The sequence below is a fragment of the Candidatus Rhodobacter oscarellae genome (assembly GCF_001078595.1).
Lineage (GTDB): Bacteria > Pseudomonadota > Alphaproteobacteria > Rhodobacterales > Rhodobacteraceae > Rhodobacter_B > Rhodobacter_B oscarellae.
In genome coordinates, this window is sequence record NZ_LFTY01000002.1 from 1483963 (window position 1) to 1505737 (window position 21775).

A 21775-nucleotide genomic window follows, 5' to 3' on the forward strand; every position below is an offset into this window, starting at 1 on the left:
AATCAGATGGGCATCGCTGGCTGGATCATCCTGCTACTCATACTCGCCGCGGTCATCATCGTGGTGGCGGCCTGGTTCTATGAGCGGGCGACCAACGAGATCTCGCTGTTGCGCACCGGCGTCGGCGGCCGGCGCGTGGTGATTGACGGCGGCGTGCTGGCGATCCCGTATTTCCATGAGATTTCAAAGGTCAACATGGCGACGCTCAGGCTTGATGTGGCGCGCCAGGGCGAGAGCTCGTTGATCACCCAGGACCGGCTGCGGGTCGATGTGGGCGCCGAGTTCTACGTCTCCGTGGTGCCCGATGAGGACGCGATCACCCGCGCCGCGCAGACCCTGGGCCAGCGCACGTTTCAGCGCGACGAGCTGCGCGCGCTGATTGACGGGATGATGGTGGACGCGCTGCGCTCGGTTGCGGCGCGCATGACCATGGACGAGCTGCACGAGAACCGCGCGCAGTTCGTGGCCGAGGTGCGCGACATGCTGGGCGAAGCGCTGGGGCGTTACGGCTTGCAGCTCGACAATGTCTCGCTGACCGCGCTGGACCAGACGCCCTTTGCCGCGCTGGACGAGAACAACGCCTTTAACGCGGTTGGCATGAGGAAGCTCGCGGAAGTCATTGCGAAGTCTAAGAAAGAGCGCGCCGAGATCGACGCAGAGTCAGAGGTCGCCGTGCGCCGCGCCGCCATGGAGGCCAGCCGCAAGCGGCTAGAGATCGACCTCGAAGAGCGCCGCGCCGAGATCGCCCAGGCGCAGGAGATCGAGACCCTGGCGGCCGCCCAGATCGCCGAGGTCGCCGCTCGCAAGGCTGATAGCGAACGCGCCGCGACCCAGGCCAAGATCGAAATGGAGCGCTCGATTCAGGCCGCAGAGGTCCAGCGCGAGCAGGCCCTGACGATTGCCGAGCAGGACCGCCAAATCGCCATCGCCGCCAAGAGCCAAGAGGAGAGCCGCGCCCAGGTCGAGGCCGATGCCGCCCGCGCCGAAGCCGTCAAAGCCTCTGAGGCGGTGGAAACCGCCCGCGCCCTGGCCGAGGCCGAGCGCCGCGCGCAGCTCAACCAAGTGAACGCCGAGGCCGAGGCTAAGACCGCCGCCACCCGCGCCGCCATCGCCGCCGAGAGCGACAAGGCCACCTCCAAGGACCGCGCCGCCGCCCGCCGCGAGGAGGCCGAGGCCGAGAAAGCCGCTCAGGTCGCCCAGGCTGACGCCAACCGCGCCCGGATCGAGGCTGAGAACGCCCGCTCTGAGGCGCTCGTGGCGATGGAGCTGGAGAAGGCGCGCCTAGAGGCCATGCCCGGCATCGTCGCCCAGATGGTCAAGCCCGCCGAGAAGATCAAGTCGATCAACGTCAACCATGTGACGGGGCTCGGCGGCTCCGGCAGCGGCAGCGGCGAGGCCGGCCACAAGACCCCGGTGGGCGCGGCCATGGATTCGATCATGGAGATGGCCGTGCAACTGCCCCTGCTGAAAAAGCTCGGCGACCAGATGGGGCTTTCATTGGACGAAACCCTCGAGGCGAAAGACAATCCGGACCGAAACAAGGGCTAACTAAGTCCGAACGCACTATCGCCTAGAATTGCCGCTTCCCTCTTGACCTTATGGTGCCTCAGGGCACATCAAGCAGGTAGCGAAATTTCCACCTAGAGGGGGCCCTACCCATGGCATTCGAACTTCCCGATCTTCCCTACGCGCATGACGCTCTGGCCGGCGCTGGTATGTCCAAAGAGACGCTTGAGTACCACCACGACCTGCATCACAACGCCTATGTCACCAACGGCAACGCGGCGATTGCGGGCACCGAGTGGGACGGCAAGAGCCTCGAAGAGATCATCGGGGGCACCTATGACGCCTCCGCTGTGGCCCAGAATGGCATCTTCAACAACATCAGCCAGCTTTGGAACCACAACCAGTTCTGGGAGATGATGGGCCCGGGCGAGAGCAAGATGCCGGGCGAACTTGAGGCCGCTTTGACCGAAAGCTTCGGCTCGGTTGACGAGTTCAAGGCGCAGTTCTCCGCCGCGGGCGCGGGCCAGTTCGGCTCGGGCTGGTGCTGGCTGGTCAAGAACGCCGATGGCGGGCTGGCCGTGACCAAGACCGAGAACGGCGTGAACCCGCTCTGCTTTGGCCAGACCGCCCTGCTGGGCTGCGACGTGTGGGAGCATTCCTACTACATCGACTTCCGCAACAAGCGCCCCGCCTACCTGTCGAACTTCCTCGACAACCTGGTGAACTGGGAGAACGTCGCCAGCCGGATGTAATCCCTGCTGGCAGCTTGATCTGAATGTGACCGCCCCTCCTTCGGACGGGCGGTCGCTTTATTTTGGAGTGCGCGGCGCCGTGAGCCCCCGGAACACATCCAAGCGCCTGGTCCGATGGGGGCGCAGAGGCGCGATGGGCTCGGTCCTAGCGCCGATGACCCGATTTCATGTCCAGCGCTGGCGGATTGAGAGCCCTCTTTGGGGCCGGCGGGCGATGCTGCGCATCGCGATCCTGTCGGACATCCATTGGGGGTTTGCCCCAATGAGCGCTGCCCGCATGGAGGCGGTCAAGCGCCGCGTCGCGGCGCTCTGCCCTGACCTGGTGGTGTTTCTGGGGGATCTGGCGGGCGGGCACGGCAAGCCCCGCGTCCAGGCCAATGTCGCCGCCGGAGCCGAGGCCTTGAAAGGCCTATCCGCACCGCTCGGTGCCTTTGCCGTGCTCGGCAACCACGACTGGCATGATGACCCCGCCGCGCAGGCCCGCAAGGCCGGCCCCGTGGCCGCACAGGCCCATCTAGAAGCCGCCGGGTTCACCTTTCTGGAAAACCAGGCGCAGCGCCCCGGCCGCGATGACATCTGGCTGGCCGGGATCACCTCGCAGCAAGCCATCAAGGGGCGCTCGTGGTGGCGCAAAGAGCGCGCCGGGCGCGACGACCTAGAGGCGGCCCTGCGCCAAGCCCCAGGCGATGACCCCATCGTGCTGCTTGCCCATGAGCCGGATATCTTCCCCGACATCGCCGACCCGCGCGTGGTGCTGACGCTCTCTGGGCACACCCATGCCGGGCAACTGCGGTTGTTTGGCCGCGCGCTTTATGCCCCCTCGCGGCACGGCACGCGCTACGCCTATGGGCATTTCGAAGAGCGCGGCCGCCACCTTGTGGTCTCTGCCGGGCTCGGCGCCTCTTCGATCCCGCTGCGCATTGGCACCGTGCCCGAGATCACACTCGTCGAGATTGCGGGGCCGAGCACATGAGGCCCGCCGCGCAGGGTCTGATCGCGCTTGTCGCCGCGAATGTGATCTGGGGGCTCAGCCCGGCCTTTTACAAGCTCATCGACCACGTGCCGCCGCTGGAGGTGTTGAGCCATCGCACCGTGTGGTCGCTGGTTCTCTTTGGGCTCTATCTTGCGCTGCAGGGGCGGTTGGCCGAGATCACCCGCGCCCTGCGCGCGCCCGGTGAAGGCTGGCGCATCTGCGTCGCCGCGGCCATGGTCTCGGTCAACTGGACGCTATTTATCTGGGCGGTGCAGGTGGACCGGGTGATGGAGGCCTCGCTGGGCTATTTCATCTTCCCGCTCCTCTCCGTGCTTCTCGGCGTGGTGTTCTTTGGCGAGGCGCTTGGGCGGGCCAAGCTGGCGGCGGTGGCGCTGGCGGGCACCGGCGTGCTGGTGCTGACGGTGGGCCTGGGCGTGCCGCCCTATCTGTCGCTGATCCTGGCAGCGACCTTCGGCGCCTACAGCGTGCTCACGAAGAACGCGCGCACCGGGCCGGTGGTATCGGTGACCGCAGAGGTGCTATTGTTCACGCCCTTCGCGCTGGTCTGGCTCTGGGGCGTGCACGCCCATGGCTGGGTGGCACTGACGGAGACCGCGGTGGGCGCCTTTGGCACGTCCTGGCGCGACAGCCTGATCCTGGTGCTGAGCGGTCCGATGACGGCGGGCCCGATGATGCTTTTCGCCTTCGGCGCGCGGCGGCTGCAGTTGGCCACCGTAGGGCTGATGCAGTACCTCAACCCAACACTGCAATTCCTGCTGGCCGTGGCGATCTTTGCCGAGCCCTTCACGCGCTGGCACGGCATCGCCTTCCCGCTGATCTGGCTGGCCCTGGCGGTCTATTCGCTCGAGGCGCTGCGTCAGGAAAGGGCCGCGCGCAGGGCGGCCATGGCGTCGTCGACCGAGGCCGCAACAGAGAAGTAATCCCGCAGCGACGCATCCGCGAAGCCGCGGTCGATCACGCTGTCGATCAGCGCCAAAAGCGGGTCCCAGTAACCCTCGACATTGATCAACACGATGGGCTTTTGGTGCAGCCCAAGCTGCCGCCAGGTCAGCACCTCAAAGAACTCGTCCAGCGAGCCTGCCCCGCCCGGCAGCACCACCACGGCGTCGGAGTTCATGAACATGACCTTCTTACGCTCGTGCATGTTCTCGGTGATCACCAAAGTGTCGCCCTGGGCGTTGGCGCTCTCGAACCCCATGAGGTGGGTTGGGATCACGCCGAGGCTCTCGCCGCCCGCAGTGCGGTGCGACTCAGCCACCGCGCCCATGATGCCGCGATCGCCCGCGCCGAAGACCAGCCGCCAGCCCTCGTGGGCGAGCGCCGCGCCCATTTCTTGCGCCTGAGCGACGAAAACCCCGGAATTTCCGGGCCTTGCGCCACAAAAGACACAAACGGATGTGGCAATTCGCGCCATGGTAACCTCTCACGGGAATGGGTTTTGACCCCTGTTAGCCGCGTTGATATTGTCGATCAACCGCGGCTTTGGGGATTCTCGCCGTGGGCCTTGGGGAAACACAATGAGTAAACTGGCCGGATTGGGTGGAATTGGCGGCGTGGCCGCCGGTGCAGCGGTGGTCGCCGTGGTCGGCACGGCGCTGATCTATGGGCCGTTCGGGGAGTTCCCGGACGAGACTGCGCCCGCGCCCACGGTTCCTGCAAGCGAAGTATCTGCCGCGGCGTCCGAAGATGCCGGCTCCGGCGCCAATGTTAAGGCGGATGCGGCCGCATCGGCAAGCAACGACACGCCCGCCGCCGATATACCTTCGCCGCCCAGCTTCGACCTCGTGCGCGTCGAGCCCGACGGCACCGCCGTGGTCGCCGGGCAGGCCACGCCGGACGCGTCAGTGGCCGTGCTCTTGGACGGCACCGAGGTCCACCGCGCCAGCGCGGATAAGGGCGGCAGCTTTGCCTTCCTGTTCTCGATCCCCCCGGTGCAGCGCGAGCAAACCGTCAGCCTGCTGATGGATGTTGACGGCGCGGACCCGCTGCGTTCGACCGCCACGGTGATCATCGCCCCCCCGGCCCCGGCCCAGGACCCCGTCGTGGTGGCCGAGACCGGCACCGTGTCCCCAGGGCAAGTGGCCACCCCAGAAACCGCAGACGCCGAGGCCAGCACAACCGCGGACCCCGAGCCCGCAGCGGTTGACGTCGCCGCTCTTGCCGAACCCAAGCCAGAGCTGCCGGCCCAAAGCGGCACGCCCGCCGATAAACCAGAGGCCGTCGAAAAGATCGCCCCCGAGCCCGCAACCGACGCCCCGGAAGACACCGCTGAGGCCCCCGCTGGCGACACCGCCCCATCCCTCGACACGACCACCCCAGCGCCAAGCCCAGAGCAGGTCGCCGGTCTGTCCTCCGTGCCCGAGGACGCCGTCGCCGATGCGCCGGCAGAACCCGTCTCGACGCAAGTTGCGCCCAAGATCGCCCTTGAACCGTCGACCAACACGGCAGCCGTCGAGCCGACACCGGAGGCACCTGCCCCGAGTGTCGTCGCAATCGCCCCTGAAAACGCCGAACCGGCTCCGGAAACCCAAGTCGCCTCCAAGGACATCGCGGCGCCAGAGGCTCCGCAGGACGCGGACACAGAGACCGCATCAACCAATGACGCCGCGGCAGAGGAAACTGAGGTCACCCAGACCCAGCCAACAACGCCCGAAGCGCCAGCTCAGACCGAGACAGCCTCTACTGACGCAAACCAAGATGATGCGGGCGCAGAAACCGAGACGGCGCAATCCGAGCCGGTGCCCGCTTCGACTGAGGCGAGCGTCGCCTCAGAACCAGAAACGGCCGTAGAAACCGCAACCGCGGATGAGCCGCGCGCGCCCTCGGTCCTCTTGGCCGATGACAGCGGCATCCGCGTGCTCCAGGATGGCGGCGACGGCAGCCCCACCAACACGCAGACCGTGATCATCGACACCATCACCTACGAGCCGACCGGCGACGTAGCACTGGGTGGGCGCAGCAGCGGCGAGGGTTTTGTGCGGGTCTATCTGGACAACAAGCCGATCCAGACCACCCGCGTGGGCATCGACGGGCAGTGGCAGACCCCCCTGCCCGAGGTCGACACCGGCACCTATACCCTGCGCGTCGACCAGATCGACGACACCGGCCAGGTCACCGCCCGCGTCGAGACGCCGTTCAAACGCGAGGCCCCGGCCCTGCTGTCGCTGCTCGACCAGCGCGACGCCATCACACGCGGCGGCGTCGGCGTGGTCACGGTGCAGCCCGGCAACACGCTTTGGGGCATCGCGTCAGAGAAATACGGCGAAGGTCTGCTTTATGTGCGGGTGTTCGAGGCCAACCGCGACCGGATCCGCGACCCTAACCTGATCTATCCGGGCCAGGTCTTCGCGGTGCCGGATGCGCAATAGCGCCTCCCGCGGATCGCGAAAAACCTGCATCCAGTCTTCAAACGAAACGCCTTAGTCGAGCTTATACCCGATCTGCCTGATGAACGCGCCGAAATCGGCGCGCTCGGGCTGCCCGTATTGGCGCGTTTTGTCGTCTGACCAGCTATAGGGCTCTGCCGAGCCGTAAATGTCGGGGTTGCGCGGCGCGCCCGTCATCCCACCGCGCCGCGCCTCGTATTCTGTCAGCACAGCGTCGATCGGCGCGTCCCGATAGGCGTCCACATGCACGGTGGCGTCCAGCGCCAGGCGCGGCGTGACGCGCGGGCTCGGGTAGACCGGCCAGCCAATCGCCAGCGCGGCCACCGGGAAGACGTGATCAGGCAGGCCCAGAAGGTCGCGGGTCTCGGCCAGGTGGTTGCGGATCGTGCTGATCGGGCAACAGCCCAGCCCCATGGCCTCGGCGGCAGATATCGCAGTGGCAAGGCCGATCCCCGCATCCACGGAGGCGTTAAAGAACGCGTCCAGATGATCATTGGCAAAATCGCGCCCCCAATGCGCATGCGCCTGGCGCTGCCGCCGGTTGTTGGCGCAAAACAGCATCAACGCCGGGGCCTTGGCAATCCATTCCTGCGCGCCCAGCAACGCCTTGACCCGGGCCAACCGCGCGGGGTCGAGCAGCAAAATGACGTCGCGCTGCTGCAAGTCACTCTTGGAGGGCGCAGAGAGCGAAGCGGCGGCAATCAGCCTTAGATGCGCCTCGCTGACCGGCTCTGCGCGGAACGCGCGGCAGGACCCGCGCCCAATGATGCCGGTGACAGCCGCTTGCGCCGCATCCGACACCTCCGCCAGATCCAGCGCCTCGCCGAACCGCGCCCGCATGATCTCGTTGAGTTCGTCGCTCATGACCGCCCCTCCGTTGCGCCAAGTTTAGGGCCCGCGGGCGCGGAAAGAAATGCCGCGCGGCTTTACTTTCGACCCCGCTGAACAGAGCATCCCGCGCATGAACGAGATTCTCATAATCGGCGGCGGCATCCTGGGGGCGACACTGGCGCGGGAGTTGGCGCGGCGCGGCGCGCGCCCGGTGATCGTTGACGCGGATACGCCTGATCGGCGGACCTCGCTGGGCTCGTTGGGCTGGCTGAACGCCTCCTCTACGGCGGATATGGGCTATGCCCAGCTGCGCCGCGCCTCCATGGAGCTCTGGCACGCGCTCAAGGACGCCCATCCCGACTGCCCGGCCTTCTTCCCCGGCGCGCTCTTGTGGGGCGACGATGCAGGCGCAGTCCGCGCGCAGGAAGAGCGGATGAATGCGCTTGGCTGGGCGGCTTTGGCCCTGGACAGGGCCGCTCTTGAGGCGCGCATCCCTGGCCTGAACGCGCCGGAGGCCGCATTGCTGCTGCCGCGCGAGGGTTATGCCGATCCCGCGCGCATCACAGACTGGATGACGGCGCAAGCGCTTGCCGCTGGGGCGTGGCTGATCCGCGGCTTGGTCGAAACGGTGGAAGCCGGGCGCGTGACGCTTGCCTCGGGCGAGCAACTGGAGGCGGCCAAGACGGTGATCTGCGCGGGGAATGCGACGGGCGACCTGCTGGCCAGCGCTGGCATCGACGTGCCGCTGCGCCAAAGCCCTGGCATCCTGATGCGTACCGCGCCCCTGCCGATCCAATTGCCCTGCGTGATGGCAACGCCAAAGCTGGACCTTTGGCAGGGCGCGGACGGCGCGGTTTTGATGTCCTCGTCCTTGGCCAAGACACCGGAACGCGCGGATGACCTTATGGCCTCGGATGCGGCGGCGGCACTGCGTGCCCTGGTCCCAGGGTTGACCGAGGCGCCCGTGGTCGAGGTCACGCGGCGCAACCGCCCGATCCCCAAGGACGGCTTTCCGATCGTTGGGCCAAGCGGGCTGGACGGTGTGTGGCTGGCGGTGACGCATTCGGGCATGACCCTTGCGCCGGTGATCGCCGAGGCCCTGGCAGATAACCTGACCGGGCAGCCCGCGCGCCACGACCTGGGCCGCTACGGCTTGGGTCGCGACTGGGCAAGCCCGCATGAGCGCGCGGCCCTATAGGACTGCGTTTTGAGCCCTAGCCGACCTCGCTGCCCCGCACCGCCACGGTCGTCAGTAGATCATACGTGTATTTCGCCACCGAGCGGAAGCAGATCACATAAGCGGTCTCATCATCGGTCAACCAGAACGCCGCCGGGATCTGCGCCAGGCGCGAGCGGCGCAGGTCACTTTAAATGGTTGATGGCGCGACGATTGTATCTCTTTCATTTGAGCAATAGCGTCTTCAAAGACACGATGAATAAGTGTAGATTTATAATTTTCTTGCATATTTCACGGACCGCTGGATTTTTGGATGCAAACGTGTCCAAATTTATCTTGGTAGATCTGGAAATCGGAAATGGATTTAGTTTTACATGTATTCATCGGTGGCTTTAGTGCGCTAATCGTTGCTTCCGGCGCTGCTGCAACCTTCGTCACTTATAGACGGTGTGATGAGGCAAAAATTGTATTGCGTCTATCGGCGCCGCCAATTTTTTTTGGGTTTGTCTTGTTTTGTTACGGGGTTTACGGCGTCTTATCTCTTTTTGACCCAGAATCCGTGGAGCCCGAATATGGCTTCGCCAATCGCTTCTTCTCCATCTTTGGCGTCGGGGTCATTGCGTCGTTAAAAAACGTCTTTGCGCCACTGGTTGTCGCCATAACGCTTGCCTGGGGCATCTATCAGTGGGGCATTCACGACTCCTGGGAGCTCATACCGCTATATGAAGCTGTCGTAGAGGGTCTGTTGTTTTGGGCACCTCAATGGCTCCAGACTGCCTATATTTATGTTTCGCTCGCTTATATGTCATCAGCGACCGTGGCCTCACTAAAGTATTAGAAGTCGCTCAGGTGGGTGCCAATTTACTGCTTGGTGCCGCCACAGTCGTCAGCAGATCAAACGTGTATTTCGCAACCGAGCGGAAGCAAATCACATAAGCGGTCTCATCATCGGTCAGCCAGAACGCCGCCGGGATCTGCGCCAGGCGCGAGCGGCGCAGGTCGCCCGGCTGCATCGCGGCCACATCCGCGGGCGTGAGCTTGGCCAGAACCTCGCGCACATCCGCGCCCTCAAGCCGGATCAATGCCCGCGCGTCCGAGACATTGGCGACCAGCGAGTGCGCCTTTCCTAGGGCCTTGGTCATCTTGGCGGCGGTCTCGTCGGCAACCTCATAGGGGCACAACGCCAACAGCTCGTCCGGCGACATCCACGCCACCGAGTTCTCGCCCTTGCTGGTGATCTTCAGCGGCGCTGGCACCGCCATACCGATGGCCTTCTTGATCGCCGCGCTGCCCAAGTCGCCCCGCAGGGTGATCATCCCCGCAGGACCCATATCGGTCACCGTCACATAGCCCTCAAAGGACGCGCCGTTCAGCGCTGATACCGCGTTAGACATTCTGCTTCTCCCCCTCGGGGTCATAGAAAACCGGGCTGACGATGCGGGCCTGCTGCTCGGTGCCGTCCACGCCAGGGAAGTTCAGCACCTCTCCCATGCGCTCAGGTCCGTGAAGCACCAGCCCCATGGCGATGCCGCGCTCCAGCGTCGGCGAGTGGTAGGTCGAGGTCACGCGGCCCTGCACGTTGCGCTGCCCGTTGGCGTTCGCGCCCTCGGCCACCGCATAGGCGCCGTCCGGCAGCACGCCGCCATCCACCGTCTCCAGCCCCACAAGCTGCCAGCGCTCGGGATCCACCATGAACGAGCGCTCCTGCGCGCGCTTGCCGATGAAGTCGTCCTTCTTCTTGGACACCGCCCAGTGCAGCCCCAAATCCTGCGGGATCACCGTGCCGTCGGTCTCGTCGCCGATCATGATAAAGCCCTTCTCGGCGCGCATGATATGCAGTGCCTCGGTGCCGTAGGGCATGGCGCCATAGGCGGCACCGGCTTCCATCAGCATGTCCCAGAACGCCGCGCCCTGATGCGCGTCCACGGCGATCTCATAGGATAATTCCCCAGAGAAACTAATGCGATAGACGCGCACCTTAAAGCCGCCGATCTCGCCATCGGCCCAGGCCATGAACGGCAGCGCCTCGGCCGAGACATCCATCCCGCCGATGGTCTCCAGCACCTTGCGCGCGTCCGGGCCGACCACGGCGACCTGGGCGTATTGCTCGGTGGCGTTGACCACATAGACCTGCCAGTCCCACCATTCGGTCTGCAGCCACTCCTCCATATGCGCGTGGATCCGGTCCGCGCCGCCAGAGGTCGTGTGGCACAGGTACGTGTCCTCGTCGATCCGCGCTACCACGCCGTCATCGGAGAGGAACCCGTTCTCCGAGCACATCAGCCCGTAGCGGCAGCGCCCCACTTTCAGCGTGGACATCATGTTGGTGTACATCATGTCGAGGAACTTGCCCGCGTCCGGCCCCTTGACGATGAGCTTACCCAGAGTGGAGGCGTCCAGCAGGCCGAGGCGCTTGCGGGTGTTGAGCACCTCGCGGTTCACGGCCTCTTCGACCGATTCCCCAGGGCGTTGGTAGCAATAGGGGCGGCGCCAATGGCCCACCGGCTCCCAGAACGCGCCATTGGCGTCGTGCCAGTCATGCATGGGCGAGCGCCGCAGCGGCTGGAACACATCGCCGCGCGCCTCGCCGCCAATCGCGCCCATCGAGATCGGCGTGTAGGGCGGGCGGAACGTGGTGGTCCCGACCTCGGGAATCGCCGCGCCAAGGCTGTCCGAAAGGACGGCCAGACCATTGATATTGCTCAGCTTGCCCTGATCCGTGGCCATGCCCAGCGTGGTGTAGCGCTTGGTGTGCTCGACGCTCTCGAAGCCCTCGCGCGCGGCGAGCTGCACGTCCGAGACCTTCACGTCATTCTGGAAGTCCAGCCACATCTTCTGGCGCAGCTCAGAGGGCGCGCCCTGGGGCATGACCCAGACCGGCTCGATGGCCGCGGGCGTTTCGGTCGCGGCCTTGGGCGCGGCTTTCTTGCGCTTCTTGTGGCCCGCGGCCATCGCGGCGGCGCGGCCCTGCGCATCGGCATCGGCCAGCACCTCAGCGGTGCTCATAGACCCGTTCGCCATGCCAGCACAGCGCACAAAGCCTGCGCCATCGGCGCCGGTGGGGGCGCGGTCGGGGTCGGGCCGGAAATGCGCCTGGGCGTCGTCCCAGACCAGTTTCCCGCCGCAATGGGACCACAGATGCACCACCGGGGACCAGCCGCCGGACATCGCCACCGCATCGCATTTGATCTCTTCCAGCACGGCGCCCTCGCCGCCCTGGATGCCGATGGTGATGCCCTCGACCCGCTTGCCGCCCTTCACCTTGCCGATGCCGCGCCCGAACTCGATCCGCACGCCCATGTCGCGCACCTGGTCGATGAGTGGGCTGGCGGGGGTCTGGCGCGCGTCAATCACGCAGGGCACTTCGAGCCCGGCGTTTTTCAAAGCGATCACGGTGCGATAGGCGTCGTCGTTATTCGTCACGACCACAGTGCGGTCACCGGGGGAGACGCCGTAATTCACCACATAGTCACGCACGGCCCCCGCCAGCATCACGCCGGGCACGTCGTTGCAGGCAAAGCTCAGCGGGCGCTCGATGGCGCCGGTGGCGGTCACGACCTGTCGCGCGCGGATCTTCCACAGGCGGTGCCGCGGGCCGTCCTTCTCGGTCAAATGATCGGTCAGCCGCTCATAGGCCAGGCAGTAGCCGTGGTCATAGACGCCCGACCCCATGCAGCGGATGCGAAGCCGGACATTCTCCATGGCTTCAAGCTCTTGCAGGGTCTTCTTGATCCAATCCTCGGCGCTCATACCGTCGATCTCGGCGCCATCCACCTGGGCGCGGCCACCCCATTCGGCGCCCTGCTCGACCAGCAGCACCTGAGCACCGGCGGCGCCCGCCTGCCGCGCGGCGGCCAGCCCGGCGATCCCGCCGCCCACGACCAGCACGTCCACATGGGTGTGGTAGTGCTCGTAGGTGTCTTCGTCGCGGTCCTGCGGGGCCGCGCCCAGGCCTGCGGCCTTGCGGATGATGGGCTCGAACACATGCTTCCAGGCCGCGCGCGGATGGATGAAGGTCTTGTAGTAGAACCCCGCGGTCAGGAACCGCGACATGTAGTTGTTCACCACGCCCACGTCATGGTCCAGGCTGGGCCAGTGGTTCTGGCTGGCGGCCTCGAGCCCATCAAAAAGCTCTTGCACGGTGGCGCGCTGGTTCGGCTCGAACCGGCCCTCTTTTCCGATCTGCATCAACGCGTTAGGCTCTTCGGGGCCGCTGGCGACGGGCCCACGCGGGCGGTGATACTTGAACGACCGCCCCATCAGCATCTGCCCATTGGCCAGCAGGGCCGAGGCCAGCGTGTCGCCGGGATGGCCGCTTAAGCGCTTGCCATTAAAGGTGAAATCCAGGCGCTGCGCGCGGTCGATCAGGCGCCCGCCTTGGGTCAAACGCGTGCTCATGCGAATTCTCTCCAGTGCCAGCCGGGCCGCTTGGCGGTGATGGCGTCCTTGATGTCTTGTGGCGGCTCGGTGAGCTGCGCCGAGTAGGTCCCAAATACCTCCAGCGTCACCGTGCAGCGCGCCGCGTGGAACCACTTGCCGCAGCCATTGGCGTGGCGCCAGCGCTCGAAATGCACGCCCTTGGGGTTCTCGCGCTGGAACAGGTAGCCCTCGAAATCGGCGTCTTCCGAGCCGGGGCCGAAGCGCTTCAGATGCGCCTCGCCGCCGGGGCTCAGCTCTGTTTCATCGCAGTCAACGCCGCAATAGGGGCATCTCAGAAGGAGCATGGCAGAGGTCCATTTTCGAGGTCGGTATCACGTCGGTTTTGCGTCGGCATTGCGTCGGCGCGCAATCGGGCAAAGGAAAAGGCAGGCGCCGAGAGGCGCCCGCCTGATTTATTCGCGATAGGTGCGTTGGTGTTATTCCGCCGGCGTAGCCACGAGCGGCGCGGATTCTTCGACGACGGCGCCCGCAGGCGCGCCATCGGCGCTGTCGCTTTCGCCGCTGCCGCTGGTAAGCGCGCCGAGCCCAACAAGGGCCACGAAGATGGCAAGCACGATGGCGAGCGGGATAAGCACGCCGCGCCCGGTGCCGGTGTCAACGGGGCGGCGGAAGTCGGGCTGTTGATAGTCAGACATGAGATGTACTCCTCTTCTGAGGGGGACATCAAAACACCCGTGCCGCGGCCTAGGTCCATATCGGCGGAAATCCCCGGCGCGATTGCGCCAAGACTGGCCGGTTTGGCCGCCCATGCCCGGTCAAAACCCGCTGAGAAACCGCATATTGGTCGCAATCCCGGACAGGGAGCCGGTGTGCCGAGCGCATCACCATTGATACCTACCACCGTCATCCCCGGGAACCGCCCACGGCAGAATTGAAGTGCAACGGACAAGAGATTTGGAAATCTCTTGTCGAGAATTTTACAAAATTCTCGGCGCCGTTTGCTGCGGATCTGGCACTAGGCACGCGTGCGGCCAGGCGAGGATTTTGCAAAATCCTCGACAAAATCCTTACAAGGATTTTGGCCCCGCTCCACATCAATGCGCCACCCCTGCCGCAACGCTCTCGTCGATGAACCGGCCCTCGCGGAACCGCTCCATCCCGAACTCCGCCGCCAGGGGCGAGCGCCCGGTGGCCATAAGTTCCGCCATCGCAAAACCCGAGCCCGGGATCGCCTTGAACCCGCCGGTGCCCCAGCCGCAGTTGATGAAACAGCCCTCCAAAGGCGTCTTGGAAATGATCGGCGAGCGGTCCCCGGTCATGTCCACGATCCCGCCCCATTGCCGCAGCATCTTGAGCCGCGAGATCATCGGGAAGGTCTCGATCAGCGCGCGCACGGTCTCTTCGATGTGGTGGAAGCTGCCGCGCTGTGTGTAGTTGTTATAGCCGTCCGCGCCGCCTCCGATGACCATCTCGCCCTTGTCGGACTGGCTCATATAGCCATGCACCGTGTTGGCCATCACCACCACATCCATGCAGGGCTTGATCGGCTCGCTAACCAGCGCTTGCAGGGCCACGCTCTCGACCGGCAGCCGGAAGCCCGCCATCTCGGCCAGGTGCCCGGAATTCCCGGCCACCACGATGCCCATCTTGTTGCAGCCGATATCGCCCCGGCTCGTGGTGACCCCGGTCACTTTTCCGTTCTGGGTTTTGACCCCGGTCACTTCGCATTTCTGCAGAATGTGCATGCCCATATCCGAGCAGGCCCGCGCGTAACCCCAGGCCACCGCGTCGTGGCGCGCCGTGCCGCCGCGCGCCTGCCAGAGCCCGCCCAGCACCGGATAGCGCGGCCCGTCCAGGCAGATGATCGGGCAGAGCTCTTTCACCTTCTGTGGCCCGATATACTCGGTCGCCACGCCCTGCAGGGCGTTGGCATGCGCGGTGCGCTTGTAGCCGCGCACCTCATGCTCGGTCTGCGCCAGCATGATCACCCCGCGCGGGCTGAACATCACGTTGTAGTTCAGGTCCTGGCTGAGCGTCTCGTAGAGGCTGCGCGCCTTCTCGTAGATCGCCGCAGAGGGATCTTGCAGGTAGTTCGAGCGGATGATCGTGGTGTTGCGGCCCGTGTTGCCGCCGCCCAGCCAGCCCTTCTCGATCACCGCCACATTGGTGATGCCATGCTCCTTGCCCAGGTGATAGGCCGTGGCCAGCCCGTGCCCGCCGGCGCCGATGATGATCACGTCGTATTGCGCGCGCGGCTCTGGGCTCTCCCAGGCGCGGGTCCAGCCCATGTGGTCGCGCAGGGCCTCGCGGGCGATGGCAAAGGCGGAATAGCGTTTCATATGGCACTCCAAGGGGCGCATGGCGCGGGCGATTCTGACGTTCGCGCTGTAATGCAATGGCCGCGGCAAGGTGCCAAGGCTCTGCGCGCCGCAAAAGGGGGTGATTGCGACATAACACCCGGCCAGTGCGCCGCGCAGAGGGCCTTGATGCCGCAGGGGGCCCGCGCGGGGCTTTTGTCCCATGCCCGCGCAGGATAGAGGGAAGCCATGGGACTGGGCGTGATCTTCTTCTGGGCGGTGGCCGTGGGCCTTGCGGGCGCGGTTGCGGCGCTTTTGGCGCTGGCGCTGGTGCGTGGGCGCGCCGACGCGCCGGGCGAGCACCCCGACATGCAGGTCTATCGCGATCAGCTGTCCGAGGTAGAGCGCGATCTGGCCCGCGGCGTCATTGCCGCGGACGAGGCAGAGCGCATCCGCGTCGAGGTCTCGCGGCGGCTCTTGGCGGCGGATTCCACGCAGCGCGCCCAGGCAGGCGAGGCGCCCGGTGCGCTGTCGCGCCGGCTGGCCTTCACGCTCTTGGCCGCGATCCTCTTGGCAAGCGGCGGGCTCTATGCCTGGATTGGCACGCCGGGCGCGGATGACCGCCCGCTGACGCGGCGCGTGGCCGAGGCGGAGGCCGCCCGGTTGAGCCGCCCCAGCCAGGCCGAGTTCGAGGCCCGCGACGCCACGCCCTTCGTGCCGCCGCCGGGCACCGACGCCGAGTTCATTGAGATCATGGAGCAATTGCGCGCCAAGGTCGCCCAGAACCCAGAGGACCTGCAAGGGCAGATGTTCCTGGCCCAAAACGAGATCCGCCTTGGCAACTACCGCGCCGGGCACCGCGCCATCGCCGACATCATCAGGCTCAAGGGCGACAAGGCCAGCGCCTCGGACTACGCCGCCTGGGCCGAGATCCTGGTTGCCGCCGTCGATGGCCACGTCTCACCCGAGGCCGAGCAGGCCGCGCTCAAGACGCTCGAGATTGACCCGCAGAACGGCACCGCGCGCTATTACCTTGGCCTGATGTTCGCGCAATCGGCGCGGCCCGACCGCGCGCTAGAGATCTGGCGGCAGCTCCTGCAGGAGAGCTCGGTGCGCGCGCCCTGGACGCCGCCGATCCTGGCCGAGATCGAAGACATCGCCGCGGCCGCCGGCATGCGCTACGAAATCCCAGAGCGCTTCCGAGCAGCCGCGCCCGCCCTGCCCGGGCCCAGCGCCGAGGACATCCAGGCCGCCTCTGAACTGGACGCGCAGGATCAACAGGCGATGATCCAGGGCATGGTCGAGGGGCTGGCCGAGCGCCTGGCCACCCAGGACGGCACGGCCGAGGAATACGCGCGGCTTGTGAACGCGCTGGGAGTCCTGGGCCAGCGCGAACGCGCGGCGGCGACCTGGTCCAAGGCGCAGGAAGTCTTCGCACAGGACCCCGACGGGCTGGCGCTGGTCCGCGCCGCGGCGCAGCGCGCGGGGGTGGCGCAGTGACGAATGCGCGGACAGGGATCACAATTGCCGAAATGGACAAAAATTTAGCGAAATCTTCACCGAATCGGTGCCCCATGGAAATGGGTGGGGCCCGCGGCCTCTCCCGCGCGCGGCGTTCATGATTTGTGAAGACATCACCGATTTCGCAGCCAGCTTACCCTTTGGCCGCGCCCTGGCTGGGCTAGACCTTGGCACCGCTACGATCGGCGTCGCGGTCTCCGATGGCCTGCTTTCGATCGCCACCCCGCTGGAGACGATCCGTCGCAAAAAATTCGGCCTGGACGCCGCTAAGCTTCTGAAAATAATCGACGACCGCAACATAGCCGGTATCGTTCTGGGCCTGCCATTGAACATGGATGGCAGCGAAGGGCCAAGGTGCCAGGCAACCCGCGCCTTTGCGCGCAACCTCGGCGCCCTGACCGATATCCCCATCACCTACTGGGACGAGCGCTTGTCCACGGTCGCCGCAGAGCGCGCACTGCTTGAGGCAGATACGACACGCAAACGTCGCAGCGAGGTGATAGATCACGTCGCCGCCGGGTATATCTTGCAAGGAGCGTTGGATCGGTTACGGAATATCAGAGGTTCCGGGCTATAGGTTCGGCGGGAAATTCAAAGGGCGGGCACGTGCAGCATACCAGCGAAGACGACATCTGGTCTCGCCAAGAGATCGAAAGCCCCTGCGTGCGGATCTGCGTGGTGCACCCTGCGGCGCGGATCTGCACCGGGTGTTACCGCACGCCCGAAGAAATCGCCGCCTGGACGCGAATGACGCCGGAGGCACGGCGAGAGATTATGGCCGCCCTGCCCGAGCGCGCGGGGCAGATCATGCGTCGGCGTGGCGGGCGCGCCGCGCGGCTTAAAACTTGAGCCGAGGCCGAAACTGCCCAGGACAGCTGCGCGTCTCATCGCCAATCTCGAAACGCGCGCGGCGCGCCGATTTCATCACATGAAATCGTATCGGAAGCCTTGAAGGCTTCCGCCGCCGCACACAAAAAAACCACTCGTCGAATGCGCCCTAACGCTGGGATCGTTCAAGGATCTGCGATCCAGCGCGTCACCGGTGCGGAAAGCTCCGGGCGGAAATAGGCTATCATGCGTCCCTCAGGCGGCGCCGCGGCGCCCTCCTGCCAGGGGGCCACGCCATGCAGGGCAAGGCGATGCACAATATAGGCCTCGCCCGGGCGCGCATGCAGCTCGACCCGCTCGCATCGCTCAAAGCACGCCCGCCGCGCGTCTTGGTAGACATCCGTGAGGTCGATCTCTGACCACCGCGCGGCAGGGTGTTCTTGTAGAGCCGCACCCAAAGCGTCGCGCATCCTCTCGTGACTGCCGCACCAGACCACAAGCGGGCTGGCCCCCGCGCCGGTCTCTGTCAGCGGCAGCCCAAGGACGAAGGCATGCGGCTCGTGCAGCATGCGCCGCCGCGCCGCGCCCACCGGCAAGAGCCCATCCACATGCGCCGCATCTCGGTCGCGGCGAAACCGAAAGCCCGCATCGCTCTCGCCCTCGCCGGGCTTTGGATAGCCCGGATAGGTCACGGATATCTGTGCGCGGTCCCATTCGCGCGCCCCCAGCCCAAGCGCATCCAGCGCCGACACCACGCTTTGGGGCATTGCGCCTGACCCGCCGACCGCCCCTGAGGCGTCATTACCCAACGCGTTCACACCCGCAAACCACGTCCCGCCGCAGCGCACCCACTCTGCGTGCGTTGGGTCTGCAACGGCGGCGACGGCGAAGGGCCGCACCGCCCTGCCCCAATCGGCCACGTCCCTTGCCCAGGGCAAGCGGCACCACCCATCGCGCCGGAATTGTGCCCCCGCATCTGATCGCATCGCATCCACTCGCAAAACCATCTGGATTTCGTCCTCTGCTTTCAGATAGGTAGGCGCAGCTTCGGGGAAGGTCCATGATTTACAGCTCTGGCAAGGAATGGTTGGCGGCGCCGCAGAAGCGCGTGCTGCTCTTTGGGATGTCGGGCCTCGGCAAGACATACCTGTCCAACATGCTGCGCGCGACCGGGCAGTGGTATCACTACTCTGTCGATTACCGCATCGGCACGCGCTACATGGGCGAGTACATCACGGACAACGCCAAGGCGCTGGCCATGCAGGTGCCGCTGCTGCGCGAGCTCTTGATGAGCGATTCCATCTATATCGGGTCGAACATCTCGTTCGAGAACCTCTCACCGCTGTCGACCTATCTGGGCAAGCCCGGCGATCCGTCCAAGGGCGGCCTGCCCATCGCAGAGTACCAGCGACGCCAGGCCCAGCACGAACAGGCCGAGACCCTGGCGCTTCTGGACACGCCCTACTTCGCCGAGCGGTCAGAGCGCATCTATGGCTATCCGAACTTTGTGTGCGACAGCGGCGGGTCGATCTGCGAGGTTGTGGATCCAGAGAACTCCAACGACCCCGTGCTTACGGCCCTGTCGCAAGCCGTGCTGATGGTCTGGATCGAGGGCACCGAGGCCGATACCGAGGCCCTCATCCACCGTTTCGACAAGGCGCCCAAGCCAATGTGCTATCAGCCCGCTTTTCTGGCGCAGGCCTGGAGCGACTATTGCAGCGACACGGGGCAGACCGAATCGTCTGTGGACCCGGACGCCTTTATCCGCTGGACCTATGCCCGCGCGATGGCCCATCGCGCGCCGCGCTATGCTGCGATGGCGCGCAATTGGGGCATTAAGATCTCTGCCGAAGAGGTCTCGCAGGTCAAAAACAGCGACGGGCTCGCCACATTGATCGCACATGCCTTGGACAGGAAGACGGGTTAAAATCGCACCCAGGCGGGACGTGGTGTCAATAACACCGTGGCTCACCCACCTGGGCGCGCGGGAGAAGAACGAACACTCGAAATAGAGCACAGTTGATAAGAAAGACCACTCACGGAAAATTATACACCCGGTGCCTCCCCCGAACCCCGCGCTGGAAAGGTCTGCGTGGGGTATGAAGGTAGATTAACCGCTCTACCGTGATCGCAGCGTGAATTTTACGTTAGGATTCCGGTGCTTTTTGAAAAATTTTGCAAAAGCTGGCCTTTTCTTACGTTTATGACTATCTCAGCCATCCGCAAGTAAGGCTGGATTTGCAGATGCCCATAACGCTGCCCTCGAATCTCCCCGCGTTTGACGTCCTTCAGGATGAGGGCGTCATGGTGATGTCGGACACGCAGGCGCAGCGCCAGGACATCCGCCCGCTGCGCATCGCTCTGCTGAACCTGATGCCCAAGAAGATCCAGACCGAGAACCAGTTCGCGCGGCTGATTGGCGCGACCCCGCTGCAGATCGACCTGCAGCTGATCCGCATGACAGAGCACCAGTCCAAGAATATCAGCCAGGAGCATATGCAAGAGTTCTATCGCCCCTTCCAGGAGGTGCGCGACGAGAAGTTCGACGGGCTGATCATCACCGGCGCCCCCATCGAGCATATGCCCTTCGAAGAGGTCACCTATTGGGACGAGCTGCGCCAGGTGATGGACTGGACCCAGACCAACGTGCATTCCACCTTCGGCGTGTGCTGGGGCGGCATGGCGATGCTGTGGCACTTCCACGGGGTGCGCAAGCACATGCTGGCCGCCAAGGCCTTTGGCTGCTTCCGGCACCAGAACCTCGCCCCCGCCTCGCCCTATCTGCGCGGCTTCTCGGATGATTGCGTGATCCCGGTCAGCCGCTGGACAGAGGTGCGCCAGGACGAGCTGGACCGCGCCGGGTTGACCACGCTCATGGGCTCGGAGGACACCGGGCCCTGCCTAGTTGAGGACGCGCAGCGCCGCGCGATCTACATCTTCAACCACTTCGAATATGACAGCCCGACGCTGAAGGAAGAATACGACCGCGACGTGGCCAATGGCACGCCGATCAACGTGCCGATCAACTACTACCCCAATGACGACCCCAGCCAGGTACCGCAGAACCGCTGGCGCAGCCACGGGCATCTGCTATACGGGAACTGGATCAACCAGATATATCAGACAACGCAATATGACATGGGCAAGATTGGCACTGTTTAGCCTTATTGGGGCGGCGCTCGTTTGGGGCGCGATCCTGGCAGTGGCCATGTGGCGAGAGACGCAGGCGCGGCGCGATTTCCCCCCGGTGGGCCAATTCGTGGAGATTGGGGGCCTGCAAGTTCACGCCGTTGTGGCAGGCTCCGGCCCCGATCTGGTGCTGGTACATGGCGCGGGCGCCAACCTGCGCGATTTCACCTTTGCCATGCTCGACCAGCTTAAGAACCGCTACCGCGTGATCGCGCTGGACCGGCCCGGCTTTGGCTACTCCGACAGGCTGCCGCGCGGGCACGAGACCATCCGTGACCAGGCGCGCGTACTGCGCGGCGCGGCGGGAGCCCTTGGGGCCGAGCGCCCCATCGTGCTGGGCCACAGCTATGGCGGCGCGGTGGCGCTGGCCTGGGGGCTGGACGCGCCCGAGGGCACCGCCGCCGTGGTGAATGTCTCGGGCCCTTCGCATCCCTGGGACACGCCGCTGGACCCACTTTACGCCGTCAATTCCAGCCGCCTGGGGTCCTGGTTCGCGGTCCCCGCTTTGGCGGCGTTCGTGGGCGATGCGCGGGTCGAGGCGACATTCGCCGAGATCTTCACCCCGCAATCCGCGCCCGAGGGCTACATCGCGCATTTCGGCGCGCCGCTTTCCTTGACCCGGCAAGCGCTGCGCGCAAACGCGACCCAGCGCGCCGGGCTTCTGGACGAGATAATCGCCCTGTCGCAGCGCTATGGCGATCTGGCGGTCCCGCTTGAGATCGTGCATGGCGACACCGACACCATCGTCAGCGTAGAGCTGCACGCCACGCAGATGCTGCGCGACACCGATATGGCCCGCCTGACGCGCCTGGCCGGGGTGGGGCACATGCCGCATCACAGCCATGCCCAGGACGTGATTGCCGCGATAGACCGCGCCGCCGCAAGAGCCGCAGCGCAATAGCGACCCGGCCCAG

The 21775-nt window shown here is 65.4% G+C and carries 21 protein-coding genes; 13 read left to right on the top strand and 8 right to left on the bottom strand.

Going from position 1 to position 21775, the window contains the following annotated elements:
• Positions 1-6: 6 nt before the first annotated feature.
• From AIOL_RS11970 to rarD, 4 genes are all read left to right on the top strand, one after another.
• Positions 7-1548 (top strand): flotillin family protein, encoded by a 1542-nt coding sequence (locus AIOL_RS11970; protein WP_049643187.1) that lies wholly within the window; start codon positions 7-9, stop codon positions 1546-1548.
• A 110-nt stretch (positions 1549-1658) separates the two neighbouring features.
• Positions 1659-2258, top strand: a complete 600-nt coding sequence (locus tag AIOL_RS11975; protein WP_049643188.1) for a superoxide dismutase — start codon at positions 1659-1661, stop codon at positions 2256-2258.
• 154 nt (positions 2259-2412) lie between these two features.
• Complete coding sequence (locus AIOL_RS11980) at positions 2413-3231, top strand: metallophosphoesterase (RefSeq protein WP_160314477.1); 819 nt, start codon at positions 2413-2415, stop codon at positions 3229-3231.
• Positions 3228-4172, top strand: coding sequence for an EamA family transporter RarD (gene rarD, locus AIOL_RS11985; RefSeq protein ID WP_049643190.1), 945 nt, complete (start codon positions 3228-3230; stop codon positions 4170-4172). The genes AIOL_RS11980 and rarD overlap by 4 nt, the downstream gene beginning before the upstream one ends.
• Here rarD and AIOL_RS11990 read toward each other — a convergent pair.
• Positions 4109-4666: an LOG family protein gene (locus AIOL_RS11990; protein ID WP_049643191.1), complete on the bottom strand. Its 558-nt coding sequence runs from the start codon at positions 4664-4666 to the stop codon at positions 4109-4111. The genes rarD and AIOL_RS11990 overlap by 64 nt on opposite strands.
• A 103-nt stretch (positions 4667-4769) precedes the next feature.
• Here AIOL_RS11990 and AIOL_RS11995 point away from each other — a divergent pair, with 103 nt between their 5' ends.
• A complete protein-coding gene (locus AIOL_RS11995; protein ID WP_082152561.1) occupies positions 4770-6620 on the top strand; it encodes a LysM peptidoglycan-binding domain-containing protein in 1851 nt (616 codons plus the stop codon).
• Positions 6621-6671: 51 nt separating this feature from the next.
• Here the strand turns inward: AIOL_RS11995 and AIOL_RS12000 are convergent, their stop codons facing one another.
• Positions 6672-7502, bottom strand: coding sequence for a nitroreductase family protein (locus AIOL_RS12000; protein WP_053101257.1), 831 nt, complete (start codon positions 7500-7502; stop codon positions 6672-6674).
• Positions 7503-7599: 97 nt separating this feature from the next.
• Here AIOL_RS12000 and AIOL_RS12005 point away from each other — a divergent pair, with 97 nt between their 5' ends.
• Together AIOL_RS12005 and AIOL_RS12010 are read left to right on the top strand one after the other, a co-directional pair.
• On the top strand, positions 7600-8667 hold the full coding sequence (locus AIOL_RS12005; RefSeq protein WP_049643193.1) for an NAD(P)/FAD-dependent oxidoreductase: 1068 nt from the start codon (positions 7600-7602) through the stop codon (positions 8665-8667).
• 337 nt (positions 8668-9004) lie between these two features.
• Entirely contained in the window at positions 9005-9484 is a 480-nt protein-coding gene (locus AIOL_RS12010; RefSeq protein WP_049643194.1) for a hypothetical protein, read from the top strand.
• 7 nt (positions 9485-9491) lie between these two features.
• Here AIOL_RS12010 and AIOL_RS12015 read toward each other — a convergent pair whose 3' ends face one another.
• The 5 genes from AIOL_RS12015 to AIOL_RS12035 all read right to left on the bottom strand — a co-directional run bounded on the left by AIOL_RS12015 (position 9492) and on the right by AIOL_RS12035 (position 15365).
• Complete coding sequence (locus AIOL_RS12015; RefSeq protein WP_049643195.1) at positions 9492-10040, bottom strand: sarcosine oxidase subunit gamma; 549 nt, start codon at positions 10038-10040, stop codon at positions 9492-9494.
• Positions 10033-13044: a sarcosine oxidase subunit alpha family protein gene (locus tag AIOL_RS12020; RefSeq protein ID WP_049643196.1), complete on the bottom strand. Its 3012-nt coding sequence runs from the start codon at positions 13042-13044 to the stop codon at positions 10033-10035. Before AIOL_RS12020 ends, AIOL_RS12015 begins: the two co-directional genes overlap by 8 nt.
• Positions 13041-13370, bottom strand: a complete 330-nt coding sequence (locus AIOL_RS12025; RefSeq protein ID WP_049643197.1) for a sarcosine oxidase subunit delta — start codon at positions 13368-13370, stop codon at positions 13041-13043. Before AIOL_RS12025 ends, AIOL_RS12020 begins: the two co-directional genes overlap by 4 nt.
• Positions 13371-13502: 132 nt before the next feature.
• On the bottom strand, positions 13503-13721 hold the full coding sequence (locus tag AIOL_RS12030) for a hypothetical protein (RefSeq protein ID WP_049643198.1): 219 nt from the start codon (positions 13719-13721) through the stop codon (positions 13503-13505).
• A 399-nt stretch (positions 13722-14120) separates the two neighbouring features.
• The gene (locus AIOL_RS12035) at positions 14121-15365 is read right to left on the bottom strand and encodes a sarcosine oxidase subunit beta family protein (protein WP_049645416.1); all 1245 of its coding nucleotides are present in this window, start codon (positions 15363-15365) and stop codon (positions 14121-14123) included.
• Between the two features lie 207 nt (positions 15366-15572).
• Between AIOL_RS12035 and ccmI the strand changes: the two genes are divergently transcribed.
• From ccmI to AIOL_RS12050, 3 genes are all read left to right on the top strand, one after another.
• Positions 15573-16823 (top strand): c-type cytochrome biogenesis protein CcmI, encoded by a 1251-nt coding sequence (gene ccmI / locus AIOL_RS12040; protein WP_049643199.1) that lies wholly within the window; start codon positions 15573-15575, stop codon positions 16821-16823.
• Between the two features lie 118 nt (positions 16824-16941).
• The gene (ruvX, locus tag AIOL_RS12045; protein ID WP_049643200.1) at positions 16942-17421 is read left to right on the top strand and encodes a Holliday junction resolvase RuvX; all 480 of its coding nucleotides are present in this window, start codon (positions 16942-16944) and stop codon (positions 17419-17421) included.
• Between the two features lie 29 nt (positions 17422-17450).
• On the top strand, positions 17451-17693 hold the full coding sequence (locus AIOL_RS12050) for a DUF1289 domain-containing protein (RefSeq protein WP_049643201.1): 243 nt from the start codon (positions 17451-17453) through the stop codon (positions 17691-17693).
• Between the two features lie 164 nt (positions 17694-17857).
• Here AIOL_RS12050 and AIOL_RS12055 read toward each other — a convergent pair whose 3' ends face one another.
• On the bottom strand, positions 17858-18439 hold the full coding sequence (locus tag AIOL_RS12055; RefSeq protein ID WP_235438991.1) for a hypothetical protein: 582 nt from the start codon (positions 18437-18439) through the stop codon (positions 17858-17860).
• A gap of 293 nt (positions 18440-18732) precedes the next feature.
• On the opposite strand from AIOL_RS12055, the gene AIOL_RS12060 reads away from it, so the two are divergent.
• From AIOL_RS12060 to AIOL_RS12070, 3 genes are all read left to right on the top strand, one after another.
• The gene (locus AIOL_RS12060) at positions 18733-19599 is read left to right on the top strand and encodes a hypothetical protein (protein ID WP_049643203.1); all 867 of its coding nucleotides are present in this window, start codon (positions 18733-18735) and stop codon (positions 19597-19599) included.
• Between the two features lie 317 nt (positions 19600-19916).
• Positions 19917-20834, top strand: coding sequence for a homoserine O-acetyltransferase MetA (gene metA, locus AIOL_RS12065; protein ID WP_049645417.1), 918 nt, complete (start codon positions 19917-19919; stop codon positions 20832-20834).
• A complete protein-coding gene (locus tag AIOL_RS12070) occupies positions 20821-21762 on the top strand; it encodes an alpha/beta fold hydrolase (RefSeq protein ID WP_235438992.1) in 942 nt (313 codons plus the stop codon). The genes metA and AIOL_RS12070 overlap by 14 nt, the downstream gene beginning before the upstream one ends.
• Positions 21763-21775: the final 13 nt, after the last annotated feature.

What these genes read in the sequence shown, in the direction of transcription:
- AIOL_RS11970 (WP_049643187.1), top strand. Translation starts at nt 7, where the DNA reads ATGGGCATCGCTGGCTGGATCATCCTGCTACTCATACTCGCCGCGGTC.
- AIOL_RS11975 (WP_049643188.1), top strand. Translation starts at nt 1,659, where the DNA reads ATGGCATTCGAACTTCCCGATCTTCCCTACGCGCATGACGCTCTGGCC.
- AIOL_RS11980 (WP_160314477.1), top strand. Translation starts at nt 2,413, where the DNA reads ATGACCCGATTTCATGTCCAGCGCTGGCGGATTGAGAGCCCTCTTTGG.
- rarD (WP_049643190.1), top strand. Translation starts at nt 3,228, where the DNA reads ATGAGGCCCGCCGCGCAGGGTCTGATCGCGCTTGTCGCCGCGAATGTG.
- AIOL_RS11990 (WP_049643191.1), bottom strand. Translation starts at nt 4,666, where the DNA reads ATGGCGCGAATTGCCACATCCGTTTGTGTCTTTTGTGGCGCAAGGCCC.
- AIOL_RS11995 (WP_082152561.1), top strand. Translation starts at nt 4,770, where the DNA reads ATGAGTAAACTGGCCGGATTGGGTGGAATTGGCGGCGTGGCCGCCGGT.
- AIOL_RS12000 (WP_053101257.1), bottom strand. Translation starts at nt 7,502, where the DNA reads ATGAGCGACGAACTCAACGAGATCATGCGGGCGCGGTTCGGCGAGGCG.
- AIOL_RS12005 (WP_049643193.1), top strand. Translation starts at nt 7,600, where the DNA reads ATGAACGAGATTCTCATAATCGGCGGCGGCATCCTGGGGGCGACACTG.
- AIOL_RS12010 (WP_049643194.1), top strand. Translation starts at nt 9,005, where the DNA reads ATGGATTTAGTTTTACATGTATTCATCGGTGGCTTTAGTGCGCTAATC.
- AIOL_RS12015 (WP_049643195.1), bottom strand. Translation starts at nt 10,040, where the DNA reads ATGTCTAACGCGGTATCAGCGCTGAACGGCGCGTCCTTTGAGGGCTAT.
- AIOL_RS12020 (WP_049643196.1), bottom strand. Translation starts at nt 13,044, where the DNA reads ATGAGCACGCGTTTGACCCAAGGCGGGCGCCTGATCGACCGCGCGCAG.
- AIOL_RS12025 (WP_049643197.1), bottom strand. Translation starts at nt 13,370, where the DNA reads ATGCTCCTTCTGAGATGCCCCTATTGCGGCGTTGACTGCGATGAAACA.
- AIOL_RS12030 (WP_049643198.1), bottom strand. Translation starts at nt 13,721, where the DNA reads ATGTCTGACTATCAACAGCCCGACTTCCGCCGCCCCGTTGACACCGGC.
- AIOL_RS12035 (WP_049645416.1), bottom strand. Translation starts at nt 15,365, where the DNA reads ATGAAACGCTATTCCGCCTTTGCCATCGCCCGCGAGGCCCTGCGCGAC.
- ccmI (WP_049643199.1), top strand. Translation starts at nt 15,573, where the DNA reads ATGGGACTGGGCGTGATCTTCTTCTGGGCGGTGGCCGTGGGCCTTGCG.
- ruvX (WP_049643200.1), top strand. Translation starts at nt 16,942, where the DNA reads ATGATTTGTGAAGACATCACCGATTTCGCAGCCAGCTTACCCTTTGGC.
- AIOL_RS12055 (WP_235438991.1), bottom strand. Translation starts at nt 18,439, where the DNA reads ATGCCCCAAAGCGTGGTGTCGGCGCTGGATGCGCTTGGGCTGGGGGCG.
- AIOL_RS12060 (WP_049643203.1), top strand. Translation starts at nt 18,733, where the DNA reads ATGATTTACAGCTCTGGCAAGGAATGGTTGGCGGCGCCGCAGAAGCGC.
- metA (WP_049645417.1), top strand. Translation starts at nt 19,917, where the DNA reads ATGCCCATAACGCTGCCCTCGAATCTCCCCGCGTTTGACGTCCTTCAG.